Here is a 17,797-nt window from a genome sequence, read left to right as displayed (position 1 = left end):
GTTTATCTAAAACTTGTTTAACAATAAACAACCCAAGCCCTGTACCCTTTGTATTTCGGGTATCTTCGTTACCTACACGGTAAAACTTATCGAATATATGTAGTTTTTCTTCGTCGGCTATACCAATGCCATTATCAGCTACGGTAAAGTGGACGGTACCGTCCTTACGGAACAATTTCACGTTAACCGCCTCGCATGGCGGCGAATATTTCACGGCGTTCTCAATCAAATTGTTCACTACTGATGTTAGCGCGAATTTATCACCGGTAACCTCAACCTGTGGTTCAATTTCGGCGTTGATAGTTTGTTCCTTTCCATCGCATTTGTTGATTTGCAGGCGGTTTACTACGCTATCCACCAATAACGAAAAATTGAATTTTTCTTTCGGGAAGGTATATATCTCGTTATCTATTTTTGCGGCCAACAGCATGTTCTCTACCAGATCGTCAAGGCGTTCAATATCCTGCAGGCATTTGTCGATAAAGTTGATGCGTTGCTCGCGGTTCAGGTCGCGCTTTTGTATGGTTTGCAGAAATAATTTGATGGATGCCAAAGGCGACTTCAGTTCGTGCGTTACCGAAAGCAAGAAGTTTTTTTGGCGCTGGTGCAGTTGCCTTTCTTTATTGATGGATTTATGCAGGTGCACCGCCCCCACTAATAATATGAACAGAAACACCGAGAGTTCGCCACCTATCATACCCACGCTGGCCGGCTTGGCTTTAATGAGCAAAATACCCCACCACAGCAACTCCGCCAAAGCGTAGATGATGAGGAAATAGAATATAACGAAAGGCTTTTTCATGTTATTAATTATTTTTCAGCGGTATGAAATCTATCGTAAGCAATGTTGCTTTTTGTAGCCTATAATGGTCTTCATTGCCTACTGAATACAAAATCCAAACTCTCAAATATAGCCCTTTTGGCTTTTTCTAACTCGATTTTATTGTGCGCAGAGGATATAAAACCCACCTCATAACCCGATGGACCAAGGTAAACGCCACGGTTCAACAGCTCGCGGTGCAATACTTTAAATTTATCCATGCTGGCCGGGTCTATATCCTCCGCTTTGCGAATAACTTCCTGATCGGTAAAGGCGAACCAGAAGATGGAACCTATGGTAAACACCTTGAATTTGTAATTACGCGCTGTAGCAAAACGCTGTATCGAATCAGTAAACTCTTCGGCTTTGCCATTCAGGTCGCGATAAAAGCCCATGCGCAACAGCTCCGACAATTGCGCAATACCCGCTGCCATAGCTACCGGATTTCCCGATAAGGTGCCGGCCTGGTAAACAGGGCCTTCGGGCGATATGCTGCCCATAATCTCTTTAGATGAGCCATAGCAGCCTACAGGCAAACCACCGCCGATAATTTTACCATAGGTAATGATGTCGGGCTTAATTTGGTAATAACCGGCCGCGCCCTCAAAACCAACTCGGAAACCTGATATCACCTCGTCAAAAATGAGCAGGGTGTCGTTTTTGGTGCAGATGTCGCGTAAAAACTCCAGGTATTCTTTTTCCTGCAAAAGCAAGCCGTTGTTGGCAGGTATAGGTTCGATGATAACCGCGGCTATCTGGTCTTTAAATTCGATAAAGGCTTCTTTCAACGCTTCCTTATCATTCAACGAAACGACGATGGTTTCGTCAGCGAAAGCCTTGGGTACGCCAGCCGATGAAGTTTCGCCAAAAGTAACCAAGCCCGAGCCTGCCTTTACCAACAGCGAGTCGGTATGCCCGTGGTAGCAACCTTCAAATTTTAATATCTTATCGCGCCGGGTATAGCCGCGAGCCAACCTGATGGCCGACATCACCGCTTCGGTACCCGAACTTACAAAGCGTATTTTCTCAATAAACTTATTGTTCTTCAGTATTAGTTCGGCCAGTTCGTTCTCCAAAGCAGTAGGCGCGCCAAACGACATTCCGTTCTGCATTACCTCGGTCACCTTTTCGCGCACTTTGGTATTGTTATGACCAAGGATAAGCGGCCCCCACGAGCAGCAAAAATCAATAAACTGGTTATCGTCGGCATCCCAAATATGGCAACCATCGCCTTTTTGTATAAACAAAGGTGTACCGTGTACCGATTTGAATGCCCTTACGGGAGAATTTACACCGCCAGGGAAATAGGCTTTGGCTTTCTCAAAAAGCTCTGCCGATTTTTCCCTGCTGATATCGGGCTTTGAGCCTGTGTACACCGGTTCCTCGCCCTCATTCCCCGTAAACATTTTTTTTATTGAATCGAACATATCTTTTTAAGTCAAAAATTAAAATTCAAAATTCAAAAAAGAAGCCGGTTTTTTGACTTTTTACTTTTGAATTTTGACTTGTATCAAATCCACCCTTTTTCCAACACCTCTTTTGCGTGATAGGTCAAAATAGCAGTTGCGCCTGCGCGGCGTATGCTTGTTAGTACCTCCACCGTCGTTCGGCGCTCATCCAACCAGCCTCGCTGTGCCGATGCTTTTACCATGGCGTATTCGCCGCTTACATTATACGCGGCAACGGGCAAATCCGTATTGTCTTTTATTAATTTAATTACATCCAGGTAAGCCAAAGCGGGTTTAACCATCAAAAAGTCGGCACCTTCGTGCTCATCCAAACGGGCCTCAATTAATGCTTCCTGTTGGTTGGCCGGGTTCATCTGGTAAGTTTTTTTGTCGCCGTGTTTTGGTGCAGAGTTCAGCGCATCCCTGAAAGGGCCGTAAAAAGCACTTGCATACTTTGCCGTGTACGACATGATAGATACATGCGTAAATTTATGCTCGTCCAACACTTTACGGATATAGCCTACCCTTCCGTCCATCATATCCGACGGGGCAATGATATCGGCACCGGCATGGGCGTGAGCCAAAGCCATTTTGCCTAATATCTCTAAAGTTTCATCATTCAGTATCTCGCCGTTCTCCACCAATCCGTCGTGCCCGTCGCTGCTGTAGGGGTCCATGGCTACATCGGTTACCACACAAACCTCGGGGAAATGTTTTTTTACTTCGCTGATGGCCCGCAGGTATAAGCTGCCATCGCGGTGGCTTTCGGTGGCGTATTTATCTTTTAATGAGTCGTCGATATTGGGGAACAAATCGAACGACATTAAGCCCAACTTGGCACAGGCTTCCACCTCGTGCAGCAAATTATCTACCGAATAACGATAGATGCCCGGCATCGAGGCTACTTCTGTTTTTTTGTTTTTGCCGTCTACAATAAACAGCGGAAATATCAAATTGGCCGCGCCGATATGAGTTTCCTGCACCATTTGGCGGATTACTTCACTTTTCCGATTTCTTCTTGGTCGTTGTAGCATATCTCTTAGTCCATGGACCATAGTCGTTTAAATTCTATTTATAAATATCCTGCCATGGTGTATGGACCATCGACCATAGACATTTAGATTGTTATACCAAACACCGCTTCCGCAAGTCCAATTTCATCCGGCGAAAAAGGTAAGATGTATGGTACGCCCATTTCCTGGAACTTTTTCGCTGTCGACTTTCCGATGGCTATTATTTTTTGAGCCGGATCCATCAAGTTAACGTTAAAATAAGCATCTACATTGGATGGACTGGTAAATATTAATATTTCGGCTGTAGCAGCTTCCGGTTCTTCCTGCATCACGGTTTCGTAAACCGGCAGGTCGATGATTTTTGTATCGGCCGATAAAGCCTGCTGAACGCTCCGCATCGAATTTTCGGCTGCCGGGAACAAAACGGTTTGCCCATTGGCCAATGCTGCAAAATGTTCAGCTACATCGGCAGTATCTATACCTTCGCCAACATAATCGGCAAAATGGCCAATCTGACGTAGTTTTTCTTCTGAACCACGGCCCATAACGCCGAATTTAATGGACTTGGGTAACAAAGGTTCCAATTCAAAAAAATATTCTACCGCGTTTTTACTGCTAAAAAATACCCAGTTCAAATTATGCAATATAAATGGGTCGAGTTTTGTAATAACAGGTACTGTACGGATAAGCGAGCGTGCATCGATTTGTATACCTAGTTTCTCGATAGCCCGGCGGAAATAGCTCTGTTCACTCAAATCGCGCGAGATGAAGACCGACGAGCAGAACTTCCGTTCTTTATCAAAATAAGGCAGTATTTTTTCGGGCAGGCCTTCAATTTCGGCTGTCTCTAAAAAAAGTCTGTCAGGAAATCCATCGCCATCATCAGCTTTTGAAACAAATACCTGGAATTTACCATCGTGCTTGCGGCAATAGCAGCCCAATGGCAGGTGGCAGCCACCGCCAAACAACTTGAGCACATTACGTTCAACAGCCAGTTCCTGCTCCACTTCGGGGTTGTGCAATACGCTTTGCAGGGCATCAAACAGTTCGGTATCGCTTTCGCGGATTTGTATCGCCATTACGCCTTGCGCGGGCGCGGGTATCAGTTCGGTAGCGGCCAATTCCTCTACGTGAAATTCGCTCAGATCAATCCCCAGCCTTTTAACACCAGCCTTGGCCAACATAATGGCATCGTAAGCTTCATCGCGCAGTTTGCCGATGCGGGTTGGAACATTGCCGCGCAGTTCCTGAATTTCCAGGTCGGGGCGCATAGCTAGCAGTTGTGCCTTTCGGCGATTGGACGATGTGCCCACAATACCGCCATACTTTACAGACAGCTTTTGGTGCACATCCACACAATCTTTTAATACAAGTAAAATATCAGCAGGGTCTTCACGCTCCGATACGGCAGCAATGATGAGGCCCGGCGGGTTTTCGGTAGGCAGGTCTTTATGTGAGTGTACGGCAAGGTCAATAGTGCCCGCCAGCAGTTCTTCTTCCAGTTCTTTAGTGAAAAACCCTTTGCCTTCCAGTTTATCAAAACTGAGGTGCAATATACGGTCGCCTTGGGTTTTTATGATCTTCAGTTCGGCGGTGATGTTGTTTTCGGCCAACCTGTCTTTAACAAAATTAGCCTGCCAAAGGGCCAGGTCGCTGCCGCGGGTACCAATTATGAGTTTTCTGTCGAACATCTATAGTTTTTTGCAGCGCAAATTTAACTTTTAAACGGCAGGAATTGTAAATTTTATTGTAATGTGAAGTTGGGTTGACTAAGGGGGCTTGCCGTTTTAAAAAGCAGGTGCTTAATTGCAATTATTCACCAAAATCTCTTTGGCCATTACCATGGGTACGCTGATGTACTTTTTCTCCATGTAGTCCATGATTTTTTCGAGCACCTCGCGCGATTGCTCGTCCATATTACCAACCTCATCAGCAAAAACAGAGTTAAGGGCACGATGGCGTATTTCTTTTATCTTAACGGGTACCTGGCTCATAGCCAGCTCAATCTGACGTTGTTTTAGCACCGGCACAAACTCCCTGATGTTATTTTCGATAATTTGCTCGGCATAAACCAGTTCTTCGTAACGGTCTTTCAGGTTGTTTTTGGCCACTTCGTTCAGCGAGTGCACTTCGATAAAGTTGATATTGAACTGTTTTACCACCTCAGGGTCGGTATCGTTAGGTATGGCCAAATCCACAATGGTTTTTTTGCCTGTTTCACCGTTGAGCAGGGTGGTATAAATTTCGGGCGTAATAATAGGCCTTACCGACGATGTACAGGTGATGATAACATCAAAACCTTTATTGTAAGTCTTCAAATCGTCCAAATTATAGACATCGCCGTTCAGGTTGGCTGCCAATTCTTCAGCCTTGGAAAGCGTACGGTTAAATACTGAAAAGTTTGAAAATTTATGTTTTTGAAGATATTGGGAGATGTTTTGGTTGGTTTCGCCGGCACCGATAATCAGGATGCGGGCTTTGGAGCAGAGGTCGAGGTCTTTTAATTTGCGATAGGCCAATGATACCACTGAGATAGGCTTTCGCGATATCATAGTGTCTGTATACACCTCTTTGGCTGTTTTCACTACGCGTTCCATTACCATGCGCAGGTAATCGCCGGTAAGGCCTGCTTCTCTGCAACTTTCGTATGCTTTACGTACTTGTGCTAAAATTTCTTTTTCGCCCACCACCAAACTCTCTAAGGAACATGAAGTGCGCAGCAAATGGTTCAAGGCTTCCTGTTCGTGATAAATAGAAACGCCGGCCAAAAAGGTGGCCATATAGTCTTCGCAAAGGCCTATCTGCAATGCAGCGATGAATTTTTTGGTAAAGGCTTTATCAATTACCTGCGACGTAGCTAACACAAACTCCACACGGTTACAGGTGGCCAGATAAAAAATTTCGGGGATTTTAAATTCGCTTTGAACCTGCTTTAGCTTATCGGTCAAATTCTCCTGACAAATTACCAATTTGCCCAGTTCCTTTAGTTCGATCTGCTTGTGCGTAAACGCTATAATCTTTAGATATTTCAAAGCGATATAAAATAATGCGGGACAAAAGTAATACTCAACACACGATGCTATGTCAATACTTTGTCAAACAAAGTCAATTTAGAATGGTTATAAATTGCGTTTAAACACTAATTTCAGGCTTTTTAGTATCAAAAAACCGAACGAAATTTTTTTTCGTTTATTAAGCTGTGAAAGTACACAAGAAACTGAGCCTTGTTGCGTTAATTATTTTTTATATGGTTGCAGGCATTAACCATTTTATCCATCCCGAGGGTTATATCAGTATTATCCCGGCCTATATGCCCTACCCTAAAGTACTGAATTTATTGGCCGGCCTTTGCGAAATGAGCTTCGCGTTGATGCTCGCATTTGAAAAAACACGTGCTGAAGGCGCTTTTTGGATTATAATGATGTTGATCGCTTTTTTGCCGGTGCATATCGGCATGATTGTTCATGCGCCCATGAAGATGGGCAGTTTATTGATTACGCCACTCATAGCATGGCTGCGTATCCCACTACAGGTATTATTGATATTTTGGGCATGGAGGTACGCCAACCCAAACCATGCGAAACATTCGCGGGTTATGATGGATGTTTCGTACAAATATGATGACTGTCATTCGCCGGGTTGATACGAATTGCATTATTTGCTAAACGGAACAAACATGGTGTTCGCTCCGGTTTACAATAATATTTGTAATGCAAAACGATATACTAAATACAAAGCTCATGCATCCCCGCGACCAGATAGCGTTGGTTATGCTCCGAATTTACCGCAGGGGTTTAACCACCACATCGGGTGGTAATATTTCGATAATTGATGATAACGGAGATATCTGGATATCGCCATCGGCGGTCGACAAGGGAAAGTTGCAACCCACTGATATAGTTTGTGTGAAAAAAGACGGCACCATTATCGGCTGCCATAAGCCATCATCCGAATTTCCGTTCCATAAAGCTATTTACCAAATCAGGCCGGATATACGCGCCATTATCCACGCGCATCCACCGGCATTGGTTTCGTTCAGTATTGTACGCACCATACCCAATACCAGGGTAATTACACAGGCCAGCCGCGTATGCGGCCCTGTAGGTTATGCCGAATACGAACTGCCGGGCAGCGAAGCTTTAGGTGCCAAAATAGCCGTCGAATTTACCAAGGGCTACAAAGCCGTTATCATGGAAAATCATGGCACGGTGGTTGGCGGTGCCGATTTGGCGGATACTTTTGAACGCTTTGAAACTCTGGAGCTTTGCGCGCGCACCCTGCTTTATGGCAAAGCTATAGGCCAGCCAAATTATCTTACTGATAAACAAATTGCCGATTCGGAAGCGCAGGTACCTGCACCGCTGCCCGAAATTGAAAATGTTACCCACCCGTCGGACGAGCGTGAAAAAAGAAAAGAAATATGCGATATTATACAACGCGCCTGTACACAAGGGCTGATGATCAGTTCGTATGGAACTGTATCGACCCGCTGGAGGGGTAACGACTTCCTGATCACCCCGACCGATGTGCCCCGCTGGGACCTGACCCTGGACGATATTGTGCAAATAAAAGGCGGCAAACGCGAGCCGGGTAAATTCCCGAGCCGGTCCACACATCTGCACCAACAAATTTACGCGTCGCACCCCGAAATCAATTCCATCATACTGACACAATCGCCCTATCTGATGGCATATGCCGTTACCGGCGAAACCTTTAACGTGCGCACCATACCCGAAAGCTGGATATTTTTGCAGGACGTGAGCACCCTCGATTTTGGCGAGCACTTTACCGGCAAGGATGTGATACCAAGCATCATCAACAAACACAACCCGGCCATTATTATCAAAAACTCGTGCGTGCTGGTCGCCGGCGATAAGCTGTTGCAAACCTTTGATTATTTGGAAGTAGCCGAGTTTAGTGCCAAATCGTTAGTGATGTGTGCTTCCATCGGCTCGCTGGTGCCTATTAATAATGAGCAGGTTGAAGAGTTGAGGCACGCTTTTGTAAAAGAATAATTGTTTTTAAACTCCCCTGTAGCGGCTTGTGTGAAAACGCGGCCGCTATTTTATTGCCTTAATTTTTAGGCTGAGCACGCTCTTTTCCTTTTCGGTTTTTGCCAAAGCGTATGCTTTTTGATACTGAGCTTTGGCGTGCATGGTGTCGATGTCTTTGTACAATTCGCCCAGCAGGGTAAAATAAAAATGATTGTTTTGCGCGGGCAGTTTTTCGGCCTCAATAATGGCTTCGGCAGCGCCACGAGCCTTGTACAAAGCAAAAGTGCGGTTAACGGCCACTGCGGGCGAGTAATTGATTTGCAACAACCTGTTATATAATTGCAAAATGGCCTCCCATTTTTCGGTCGTGTCATCTTTTTTTGAATGTAGCTGCGCGATGGCCGCTTCCAGGTGGTATGAGCTGATTACGCTGCCCTTTGCCGAAATGTTGAGGTAACGGTTGCCTTGCCTGATGAGTTCTTTGTCCCATAGGGCTTCATCCTGATCGGCGTATAAAACCACGACATCATTACTATCCTGCCTTGCGTTAAACCGCGAGGCGTGGAAACACATCAATGCAATTAAAGCATTAGTTTGGGGCAGATTGGTTTTTCCGTACCCCGCGAGCATCACGCCCAGGCGCAATGCTTCCACACACATATCCTGCCGCAATATTTTGTTTTGGGTGGTGGAATAATATCCCTCGTTAAACAACAGGTAAATGGCATGTAATACATTGTCGAGCCGGGCGCTTACCTCCTGCTCACCCGGCATTTCGAGTTTCACTTTGGTTTCGCGCAATTTTTCACGGGCACGGTACAGGCGTTTATTGATGGTTTCTTTGTTCGATAAAAAAGCTTCAGCAATCTCGTCGATACCAAAACCGCATAGGATGCGCAATGCCAAACCGATTTGCGCTTCGGCGGGAATAATGGGGTCGCAAATAGCGAAGAGCATTTGCAACTGACTGTCGTTGATGTTTTGGCTTGAAAAATCGAGCGTGATAGATTGTATGTTGGTGTTTTCGGCTAAAGCCAATGCCGGGCCCACCTTTTCGGCGAAGACTTTGTCGCGGCGCAGATACTCGAGTGTTTTGTTTTTGGCCACGGCGTACAGCCAGGCCGTGGGGTTTGGCGGTATGCCTTTCATGCCCCAGGTTTCGGTAGCGATGAGGAAGGTTTCGCTCACAATGTCTTCGGCCACCTCGATGTGCTGCAAGCCAAACAGTTTACTGATCACGGTAACCATTTTTGAAAACTCGCGACGGAACAAATGCGGAATGAGCTCTTTTTCGTTTTGCATGGCAGGTGGACCTTGGAACGTAAATATAGGTTTGTTTGTTTAATAATGAACGACGGATATTGATTGGGACAATGTTCTACTTAGTTTCTAACTCAATCTCAAAAAAAATCATTGCATAGGTTTATCATGGCTCAGTAATTTGTAATTTTAGTAAAATTTATCGCCATGAACAACCAAATCGGCCCCAGCCTTGTTATCGTAGCCTACAAACCCAAACCCGGCAAAAACGAAGCTTTAAAAGAAATTGTAATGAACCACGTGCCCGATTTGGCAAAACTTGGCTTGGTTGCCGACCGTAAACCTTCGATCATGGAGACAGCCGACGGCACCATTATCGAGGTGTTTGAGTGGCTGAATGCCGAAGCCATTAAACAGGCGCACGGCAACCCCGATGTGCATAAAATATGGGCAGCGTTTGCCGAAGTGTGTGATTGTGTGCCTTTGAATACTTTGGCAGAGTCGGCGGATATGTTTGCAGGGTTTAAGCCGCTGAATTAGCTTTCGCTTGGCTCTATCCAATTCCCATCATCCTTAATAATACCAATCAACTCATCCAAGGCATTGGCCGAACTCACGTTTTTTTGCACCACTTCCTTACCACGGTACAGCGTTATCTTATCAGGGCCTGCACCTACATAGCCGTAATCGGCATCGGCCATTTCGCCGGGACCGTTTACGATGCAGCCCATGATGCCTATTTTTAAACCTTTGAGGTGACTGGTACGGCTGCGGATCATTTGGGTGGTCTCCTGCAAGTCGAACAGGGTACGGCCGCAGCTGGGGCAGGATATGTATTCTGTTTTTGATATGCGCGAACGAGTGGCCTGCAAAATGCCGAAAGCGGTGGAAGTAATTATTTTGGCCGGCACGGATGGGGCATCTATCCAAATGCCATCGCCAAAACCATCCACCAATAAAGCACCCATATCGGTAGCGGCAAAAAGCTGTAGTTTTGATACCGGCTCTTCGGGGCTGGTGATATCGCCGGTTTTGCTGAGATCAAATTCAGTTGCCGGGTAGGTCCTTTTGATGATGACAGGCACATCCAAACCCAGTTCTTCCATTTTGAAGAAGAAAGCGCGTTGGTCCTGCATCCCGTTAAGGGCATCGGTTTCTAAAACAAAAACAAGCGTTTTATCCAATGGCAAAGCACCAAAATCGGCTGTTTCAATATCCGAAGGTTTGACGCGCACCAAATTTAAGGCATGGTCTTTTTGGCTTTCGCCGACGTATTCACTCAATTCAAAAACCGGGTGGCAAAGTGTTTTATTGGCCAATGTTTGCCAGGTTTTATAATTGTACAACTGCTTTAAATTACCGGGGAAATTAAACGAGGGCAAAGCATCGCCCAGGTACACAAAATCGACCGATTGCTCGGCCATGTTATATTTATCCAGCAAGGCACTATATAGGTACCCTGCATCGCTCAACACAGCGGGGTCTTTCAGGTTTGCGGCCGACAGATCGACCACCACCCTTGGCACCATATGCCCGCCGATGAAGGCGTTTGCTTCGTAGGTTTCGCGTTTTTGGTATTCGTAGGGATTGTGAGCCGAAAGCTGAAAGCCGAAAGCTGAAAGCTTTTCTTCCGCTTTGTGCTTTGTGCTTTTCGCTTTCCGCTCAACATAACGTTTAACCAAAGCCTGCGCAACCGGTATTTCGTATTCGGGTTCTTCGGTTAGGGATACACGTACGGTATCGCCGAGGCCATCTTCCAGTAAGGTGCCGATCCCCACTGCCGATTTGATACGGCCGTCTTCGCCATCGCCGGCTTCGGTAACGCCGAGATGAAGCGGATAGTTCATACCTTCGGCAACCATGGTTTCTACCAATAAACGGTAGGCCTGCACCATTACCTGCGGGTTGCTCGACTTCATCGAGATAACGAGGTTATAATAATTCATATCCTCGCACATACGCATAAACTCCATTGCCGACTCCACCATACCACGCGGCGTATCGCCGTACTGGCTCATGATCCTGTCGCTCAGCGAACCGTGGTTGGTGCCAATGCGCATGGCCGTGCCATACTCCTTGCAAACCTTAACCAATGGCGCGAATTTTTTATAGATACGCTCGAGTTCGGCCTGGTACTCTGTTGGCGTATAGGTCAGCTGGTCGAATTTCTTTTTATCGGCATAATTGCCCGGGTTTACCCGCACTTTCTCCACAATGCGGGCGGCCACTTCGGCGGCGTTGGGGGTAAAGTGTATATCGGCAACCAGGGGCGTTTTATAGCCGCGTTTGTGCAACTCTTTTTTTATGTCGGCCAGGTTTTGGGCCTCTTTTATGCTTGGCGCAGTAATGCGCACATATTCGCAACCGGCATTGATCATCCGGATGCTTTGCTCTACCGTGGACAAAGTATCCAGCGTATTGGTGGTCGTCATGCTTTGGATGCGGATGGGGTTATCGCCACCCATGGGCACATCGCCAATAAATACCTCGCGGGTTTTAAAACGGGAGTATTCTGTTAGTGAGTTACAGTAACGGCCTTTGAGGGCTTTTATCGCTTCGGCATCCATGCAGATAATTTTGTATTGCAAAAATAGGTATTCGGAAGCTTTTGTTGGTTGGATGAACGTAAAGTTTATTTTCAAAACTTTGTGTTGCCACGAAGGCACAAAGGACTAAGCTTGTCAATTCGAGACTTTGTGTCTTAGTGGCTAAAAATGTTGTGGGCATTTCATATCCTCGTTACTTGCTTTCCACTAATATGGCTACCGCAATATTTCGGTTCTTATTTACTCCTTTTCACCACAAAACAACCAGCCAACTGGTCGTGAATGGCTTGATGGCGGAATGACCAGATGATTTTCATATAAGCCAGGTAGGAAAGCGGGCCGATGATAAGGCCCAAAACTTCGTATATAGTTTTACCGAGGTTCCGCCTTAACGCATGCCAGAAGGTTAGGCCATAACCCAAACCATCTACCACAGCCAGTCCCAAAATATATTTGCCAACCGAGCCGCGCATACGGCCGGCCTCGCAAAGCGAATTGTATAGAACAGTAACCACAAAAACCACCAGTTGGATGATGATGATTTCGGTTTGGTGCTTCAATAGGTTTTCCTGCAACTTAGGGTCGGTGAGAGCGCTTAATGTAAAAACGCCCATTAAACGGCTCATGTATCCCGGGAAAAGTATAAAAGCCAATATCTCGGTACCAAATACAATGATGATAAAATCGATAATATAAGCCGGTAGGCGTAAAAAGTAGCTGGCCGTATTTTCGGGCATAGGGTAATAAATACCCTCGTCGATGAAATACTGCTTAAACTCGGGCAGCAGGTGCGCCTCGGTGCCTTGGTTTTGCAAGGGCATCACCAACAGGTCGTCGGGCTCCAGCGGCCGGTCCATCAGCTCCTGCGGGGTAAATGGCCCTATTTTTTGGCCCGATTCTAAAATATAGTATTCGTTGTCCATTGTACTGTAAGCGAGCTGCTAAATTAAGGATATAATTCTATAGTTCATGGCCGTTGTTTTGTTCATGGATCATGCCGGGAAGTTCATAGATCATAGTTCATGGTTCATGGTAAGAAGTTTTGGGGGTACGCAATTCTTTTACGAATAAGCTTCCCTTTTACTATGAACTATGAACCATCAACTATGAACTTCTTCACACCAACCTGTCTTTTATCACCAGCGTACCGGCTATCATATCGTGCAGGCATTGTTGTTTTTTGGTAAAAAAGCAGAGCAGGTACGGGACTAGGAAGGCCACCGTGGATAATATTTTGGTGAGGTTGCGCGCCGCGGCTTTGGTGTAGTCGGTATTGGAACCATCTTCTGCACATACACTGATATGAAGTACAATTTTTCCGTAGGTGGCGTGTTTGGGTCCGCCTTCCAATACGATGCTGTAAATAAATTTAGCAAGCGGAACCAATATAAACATCAGGCCCAATAAAACGAGCCTGATCATGGCATCCCGCATCAAAATCATGCCGATAACCGCTGGTAGCATAAACACGGCCGAAATCAGCAGCCAATCGAGCATGGTGGCCATTACCCGCTGATCGAACCCGGCAAAGTACTGGGGCGTTACCGGCCGCAGGGCAAAACCGAATATAGCGCGCAGTTCGGCAACTTCGTGGGCTTCTTTGTAGTCGTCCATGGTATCGGTGCGCACAAAGTCGGTGGGCTTTATGCGGCGCGCCTTGAGCTCATCGATGGTAAATGGGCCTTCGGGCCTGCCGTTAACAACCAAAACATATTCCTGGGGCATGGTATAAAAACAAAAAGGGGAACAAGTTTTTGTTCCCCTGTAAATTTAAAGGTTTTAATCAATAACGCGATACTTTAAAATCGGCCATGCCGCCTTCAATGTGGATGTACATTTTTTTGGCGGCGTGATCAAATCCGGGGGTTTGATACTCCGAATCGTCTTTTTTGTCGAACCCATTAAAGTTTCGTGATGAAAGGCCGGTATCGGTGGTGATATCGCAGGCAGCATCGCGCGGTACGGCTATTTTTACTGTTGAGGCACCGCTTTGTATTTCAATATGTGTTGCCTCTAAAGGCTCACCCATTTTAACATCTAAGGAAGCGGCATAACCCTCCAATTCCAGTTTTTTCACTTTATAGGGCGTCAAGTCGAACTTGAGGTTTGTCGCCCCGGCAGATACATCAATATCCCAAACAGGTTTGCTGTTGAGCCTGATGACAGCCTTATTGCCATTGTGGTTAAAAAAGAAAAAACCGTGGCGTTTGTTTTTGGTGCCGTTCATGCTGAAGTCGATGACTTCGGTGGCGCTGTCCATACTGGTTTTGAGGGTATAGCCCATGCCGCTTTCGCGTGTTTTGGCATCAAACAGTTGGTTGGTGGTATCCTTTAAGGTATAGCTTGTGGCGCCGCCGCTAATGTTAAGTTTGGCGGTTTGTACCGCTGAGTTATATGGCTCGTTATAGTCGCCATTGCCCGAACCTGTATAGCTGTCGCTATCGTTCATGTTATTTTCCCACGAAAAATTCCAATGGCTATCGTGGCGGGTTGTGCCATCCCAAATTAAAATGCCCATTCCAATAACTAATACTATTATTTTTAAGGCGGTTGCCCAACCTGTTCGGTTGTGCGCAAACACCAGGTTTACCCCCGCTATGATGAGAATAATAGGCCAAAGACTAAAAAAAGTTTCCCAGCTAAAATTGATATAGCCAAAGTTGTCGAGCAAAAAAATCGCTCCGATTATTACCAGGATCATGCCCGGTATCAGTCTGTCGTTTCTCATGGCTTAAATGGTTTCGTTAGTGTCTTTGTTTTCTTTTTGTTCACCTTGCGCCTTGTGCCAGTTTTCAAACTGATTGGGTATCTCCCGGCTTTTTCCGGCGCCAAAAATAATGGCAAGGCCTAATACCACAAATACCAATGGCCAAAGTTTGTGGTATTCAAAATAAGGTAATATATCATATTCCTTCATTAAAAACAGGGCACCGAAGAAAATCAATACCAAACCCACAACCATGGTGCCGGTTACCGTAGAACGGGCAGGCACAGTGGGGCCATCGGGTGTTGGTATGGTATAGTCAACACCCGGATTAATGGTAAATTTAGCGGGTATCACTATCCATAAAATAATATAAACCCAAAAACTTAAGCCGGCAAATATCCAGCCCAGTACAAAGATGACGCGCATCAGGCCTATGTCCATATTAAAGTAGTCGGCCAAACCGGCACACACACCTCCTATTGCTTTGCGATTTTCATCGCGGTATAAAGTGTTTCTCATGTTGTTTTACATTTAATTGTTAATTGTTATAACTGCCCCCCGACAGGTTTTATCACAATCTCATCGACGTTTGCCCCCGCGCTCATTTTGTAAGCGCAGATGATTGCCGCCGCTACATCACCGGGCGAAACAAACAAGTCAGGCAACAGGTTTGAATCTTTCCACGATTCTGTAAAGGTTGATCCCGGCAATATGGCGGTCACTTTAACATTGTGCGCCTGCATTTCGAGCCTCATTACTTTTGTTAGACCCAACAAGGCAAACTTAGTTACAGAATATGTGCCGGCTTGCATCACAGGATCGATAGCAGCTACCGAACAGGTATTAAAAAAATGCCCGCTTTTGGCCCCCATCATGGTTTTACCGAAAAAGCGGTACAGCTCGTAAGCCGGCAGCAGGTTGGTATTGATGAGTTTATTGAAGGTATCTTCCTCATCATCCAAAATACTTTGGTGGATGTACGTGCCCACATTATTGACGATAACGTTGATAAAACCCAATTGCTGTTGTGCAAATGCCGCGAAAGCTTTGATATCGGCTTTGTCTGACGTATCGGTTTGACGTATGGCCACTTTGATGCCTGGGTTGATGGCCAGCAGTTCATCGCGCAAAGCCAACAATTCTTTTTCGTTGCGCGAACATAGGGCAAGGTTAAGACCTTCTTTAGCGAAAGCGGTGGCTATGGCACGGCCCATTCCTTTTGAAGCGCCGGTGATCAATACGTTTTGCATGGTTGAATTTATATAATTAAACACAATGTTAGGCATACTTGTTAACACAGAAAACTATTATCAAGTTTAAATAAAATTACAAAGCTATTAAATGCCAGCGGTCATACTTTGACTAAAAAGCGTATTTTAGCCAAATTAATAAATAGGAATGCTATACCATTTAGGGAGATATATACTGTTGATGCGGCTCAGTTTTAAAAAGCCCGAAAAATTCAGCGTGTATTGGGCCGAGGTAATGCGCGAAATGGTATCCATCGGTATTGGCTCGTTGGGTATTGTGGCCATTATTTCGTTGTTTATTGGCGCGGTGGCTACCATACAAACGGCTTTTCAGTTGGTGGTTGATTATATACCCAAATCGGTAGTGGGCACGATTACCCGCGACTCGACCATACTGGAGTTCAGCCCTACCATCACCTCGCTGGTGTTGGCGGGCCGTGTAGGTTCGAGCATTGCCTCGCAAATTGGCACCATGCGCGTTACCGAACAGATAGACGCGCTCGAAATTATGGGCGTAAACGCGCCGGGTTTTTTAATATCTCCCAAAATCATAGCCGGCATCACCATGATACCTTTGCTGGTTATCATTTCGATTTCGCTGGGTTTGTTTGGCGGGTACATTGCCTGCGCGGCATCAAAAGAAGTGGCCGTTGCCGAATACATACAGGGCCTGACAGGTGGTTTTAAACCCATCATTTTGCAGGTATCGATGGTGAAGGCCTTATTTTTTGGATATATCATCACTTCTATTTGCGCTTACCAGGGCTTTTATACCAGCGGAGGCGCCCTGGAAGTGGGCCAATCGGCTACACGCGGCGTAGTGTTCAGCTGTATCATGATCTTATTTGCCGACTTAGTTATATCGCGTATCATGCTATGATAGAGACCATCAACATTTGCAAAAACTTTGGCGATAACGTGGTGCTGAAAGACATCAACGTACAACTGAAAGCCGGCCGCAACAACCTCATCATCGGCAGTTCGGGTTCGGGTAAAACTACTTTGCTTAAGTGCATTGTGGGCCTGCATAAACCCACATCGGGCGAGGTGCTATACGATGGGCAAAACTTTACCAAAATGCACTTTGTGGAGCGTGTTCCTATCCGCAAACAAATCGGCATGCTGTTTCAAAGTTCGGCGCTGTTCGATTCGATGAGCGTGCAGGACAATATCATGTTCCCGCTCAATTTGTTTACCGATATGAGCAAGGCCGAAAAGATAGACCGGGCCAACTTTTGCTTAGAGCGCGTTAACCTGGCCGGGAAGAACAAACTTTTCCCTGCCGAACTTTCGGGCGGGATGAAAAAACGGGTAGGTATTGCACGGGCCATATCCATGCAGCCGAAGTACTTGTTTGTGGATGAACCCAACTCGGGCCTCGACCCAAAGACCTCCATCCTGATAGATGAACTGATTGCCGAAATTACCGTCGATTTCCAAACCACTACCGTGGTGGTTACCCACGATATGAACTCGGTAATGGGTATTGGCGACCACATCATTTTTTTAAACGACGGCCAAAACTGGTGGGAAGGCACCAACAAAGAAATAGCCCATACCGATAATGCCGAACTGAACGCCTTTGTGTTTGCCAGTAAGTTTATGCGGGCAGCGAAGGAGAAGTTATAGTAGCAGTTGCAGTCCCGATAGTTATCGGGATGAGTGGCAGTTTGGATGTTTTAAGAGACTGCTACTGCAACTAAATCCTGCCACTCACCTCCGCACCAAAACATACTCTCCCCAAAAATCCGTGGGCGTT

General features: G+C 46.0%; 17 protein-coding genes. 5 read left to right on the top strand and 12 right to left on the bottom strand.

Annotated features, from left to right (window positions below; all coding sequences use genetic code 11):
* From QZX97_RS09705 to hemA, 5 genes are all read right to left on the bottom strand, one after another.
* On the bottom strand, nucleotides 1-802 hold an 802-nt coding region (locus tag QZX97_RS09705), incomplete at its 3' end, for a HAMP domain-containing sensor histidine kinase (protein WP_295664605.1).
* Between the two features lie 71 nt (nucleotides 803-873).
* A complete protein-coding gene (gene hemL / locus QZX97_RS09700) occupies nucleotides 874-2,247 on the bottom strand; it encodes a glutamate-1-semialdehyde 2,1-aminomutase (RefSeq protein WP_295653835.1) in 1,374 nt (457 codons plus the stop codon).
* 83 nt (nucleotides 2,248-2,330) lie between these two features.
* Complete coding sequence (hemB, locus tag QZX97_RS09695; RefSeq protein WP_295653832.1) at nucleotides 2,331-3,302, bottom strand: porphobilinogen synthase; 972 nt, start codon at nucleotides 3,300-3,302, stop codon at nucleotides 2,331-2,333.
* An 83-nt stretch (nucleotides 3,303-3,385) separates the two neighbouring features.
* Nucleotides 3,386-4,972, bottom strand: coding sequence for a hydroxymethylbilane synthase (gene hemC, locus QZX97_RS09690; protein ID WP_295664604.1), 1,587 nt, complete (start codon nucleotides 4,970-4,972; stop codon nucleotides 3,386-3,388).
* Nucleotides 4,973-5,083: 111 nt separating this feature from the next.
* Nucleotides 5,084-6,313, bottom strand: a complete 1,230-nt coding sequence (hemA, locus tag QZX97_RS09685) for a glutamyl-tRNA reductase (RefSeq protein WP_295664603.1) — start codon at nucleotides 6,311-6,313, stop codon at nucleotides 5,084-5,086.
* 167 nt (nucleotides 6,314-6,480) lie between these two features.
* On the opposite strand from hemA, the gene QZX97_RS09680 reads away from it, so the two are divergent.
* Both QZX97_RS09680 and QZX97_RS09675 read left to right on the top strand, forming a co-directional pair.
* Entirely contained in the window at nucleotides 6,481-6,924 is a 444-nt protein-coding gene (locus QZX97_RS09680; protein WP_295664602.1) for a DoxX family protein, read from the top strand.
* A 67-nt stretch (nucleotides 6,925-6,991) separates the two neighbouring features.
* Nucleotides 6,992-8,296: a class II aldolase/adducin family protein gene (locus QZX97_RS09675; protein WP_295664601.1), complete on the top strand. Its 1,305-nt coding sequence runs from the start codon at nucleotides 6,992-6,994 to the stop codon at nucleotides 8,294-8,296.
* A 45-nt stretch (nucleotides 8,297-8,341) separates the two neighbouring features.
* On the opposite strand, the gene QZX97_RS09670 is transcribed toward QZX97_RS09675, so the two are convergent.
* Nucleotides 8,342-9,577 (bottom strand): DUF6596 domain-containing protein, encoded by a 1,236-nt coding sequence (locus QZX97_RS09670; protein WP_295653821.1) that lies wholly within the window; start codon nucleotides 9,575-9,577, stop codon nucleotides 8,342-8,344.
* 165 nt (nucleotides 9,578-9,742) lie between these two features.
* On the opposite strand from QZX97_RS09670, the gene QZX97_RS09665 reads away from it, so the two are divergent.
* Nucleotides 9,743-10,075 (top strand): hypothetical protein, encoded by a 333-nt coding sequence (locus tag QZX97_RS09665; RefSeq protein WP_295653818.1) that lies wholly within the window; start codon nucleotides 9,743-9,745, stop codon nucleotides 10,073-10,075.
* Here the strand turns inward: QZX97_RS09665 and ispG are convergent.
* The 6 genes from ispG to QZX97_RS09635 form a co-directional block, all read right to left on the bottom strand.
* Nucleotides 10,072-12,102 (bottom strand): (E)-4-hydroxy-3-methylbut-2-enyl-diphosphate synthase, encoded by a 2,031-nt coding sequence (ispG, locus tag QZX97_RS09660; RefSeq protein ID WP_295653816.1) that lies wholly within the window; start codon nucleotides 12,100-12,102, stop codon nucleotides 10,072-10,074. The genes QZX97_RS09665 and ispG overlap by 4 nt on opposite strands.
* Before the next feature lie 215 nt (nucleotides 12,103-12,317).
* A complete protein-coding gene (locus tag QZX97_RS09655; RefSeq protein ID WP_295653813.1) occupies nucleotides 12,318-13,004 on the bottom strand; it encodes an RDD family protein in 687 nt (228 codons plus the stop codon).
* A 193-nt stretch (nucleotides 13,005-13,197) separates the two neighbouring features.
* On the bottom strand, nucleotides 13,198-13,806 hold the full coding sequence (locus tag QZX97_RS09650) for an RDD family protein (RefSeq protein WP_295653811.1): 609 nt from the start codon (nucleotides 13,804-13,806) through the stop codon (nucleotides 13,198-13,200).
* Between the two features lie 58 nt (nucleotides 13,807-13,864).
* A complete protein-coding gene (locus tag QZX97_RS09645) occupies nucleotides 13,865-14,809 on the bottom strand; it encodes a DUF5668 domain-containing protein (protein WP_295653809.1) in 945 nt (314 codons plus the stop codon).
* Between the two features lie 3 nt (nucleotides 14,810-14,812).
* Nucleotides 14,813-15,307: a PspC domain-containing protein gene (locus QZX97_RS09640; RefSeq protein WP_295653808.1), complete on the bottom strand. Its 495-nt coding sequence runs from the start codon at nucleotides 15,305-15,307 to the stop codon at nucleotides 14,813-14,815.
* Between the two features lie 26 nt (nucleotides 15,308-15,333).
* Nucleotides 15,334-16,038, bottom strand: a complete 705-nt coding sequence (locus QZX97_RS09635; RefSeq protein ID WP_295653806.1) for an SDR family oxidoreductase — start codon at nucleotides 16,036-16,038, stop codon at nucleotides 15,334-15,336.
* A 148-nt stretch (nucleotides 16,039-16,186) separates the two neighbouring features.
* Between QZX97_RS09635 and QZX97_RS09630 the strand changes: the two genes are divergently transcribed.
* Complete coding sequence (locus QZX97_RS09630; RefSeq protein WP_295653803.1) at nucleotides 16,187-16,918, top strand: ABC transporter permease; 732 nt, start codon at nucleotides 16,187-16,189, stop codon at nucleotides 16,916-16,918.
* A complete protein-coding gene (locus QZX97_RS09625; protein WP_295653801.1) occupies nucleotides 16,915-17,667 on the top strand; it encodes an ATP-binding cassette domain-containing protein in 753 nt (250 codons plus the stop codon). Before QZX97_RS09630 ends, QZX97_RS09625 begins: the two co-directional genes overlap by 4 nt.
* Nucleotides 17,668-17,797 lie beyond the last annotated feature (130 nt).

It is taken from the genome of uncultured Mucilaginibacter sp. (assembly GCF_903893715.1).
GTDB lineage: Bacteria > Bacteroidota > Bacteroidia > Sphingobacteriales > Sphingobacteriaceae > Mucilaginibacter.
Note: the sequence above shows the minus strand (reverse complement) of the source record. Positions and strands in the feature narration are given on the sequence as shown.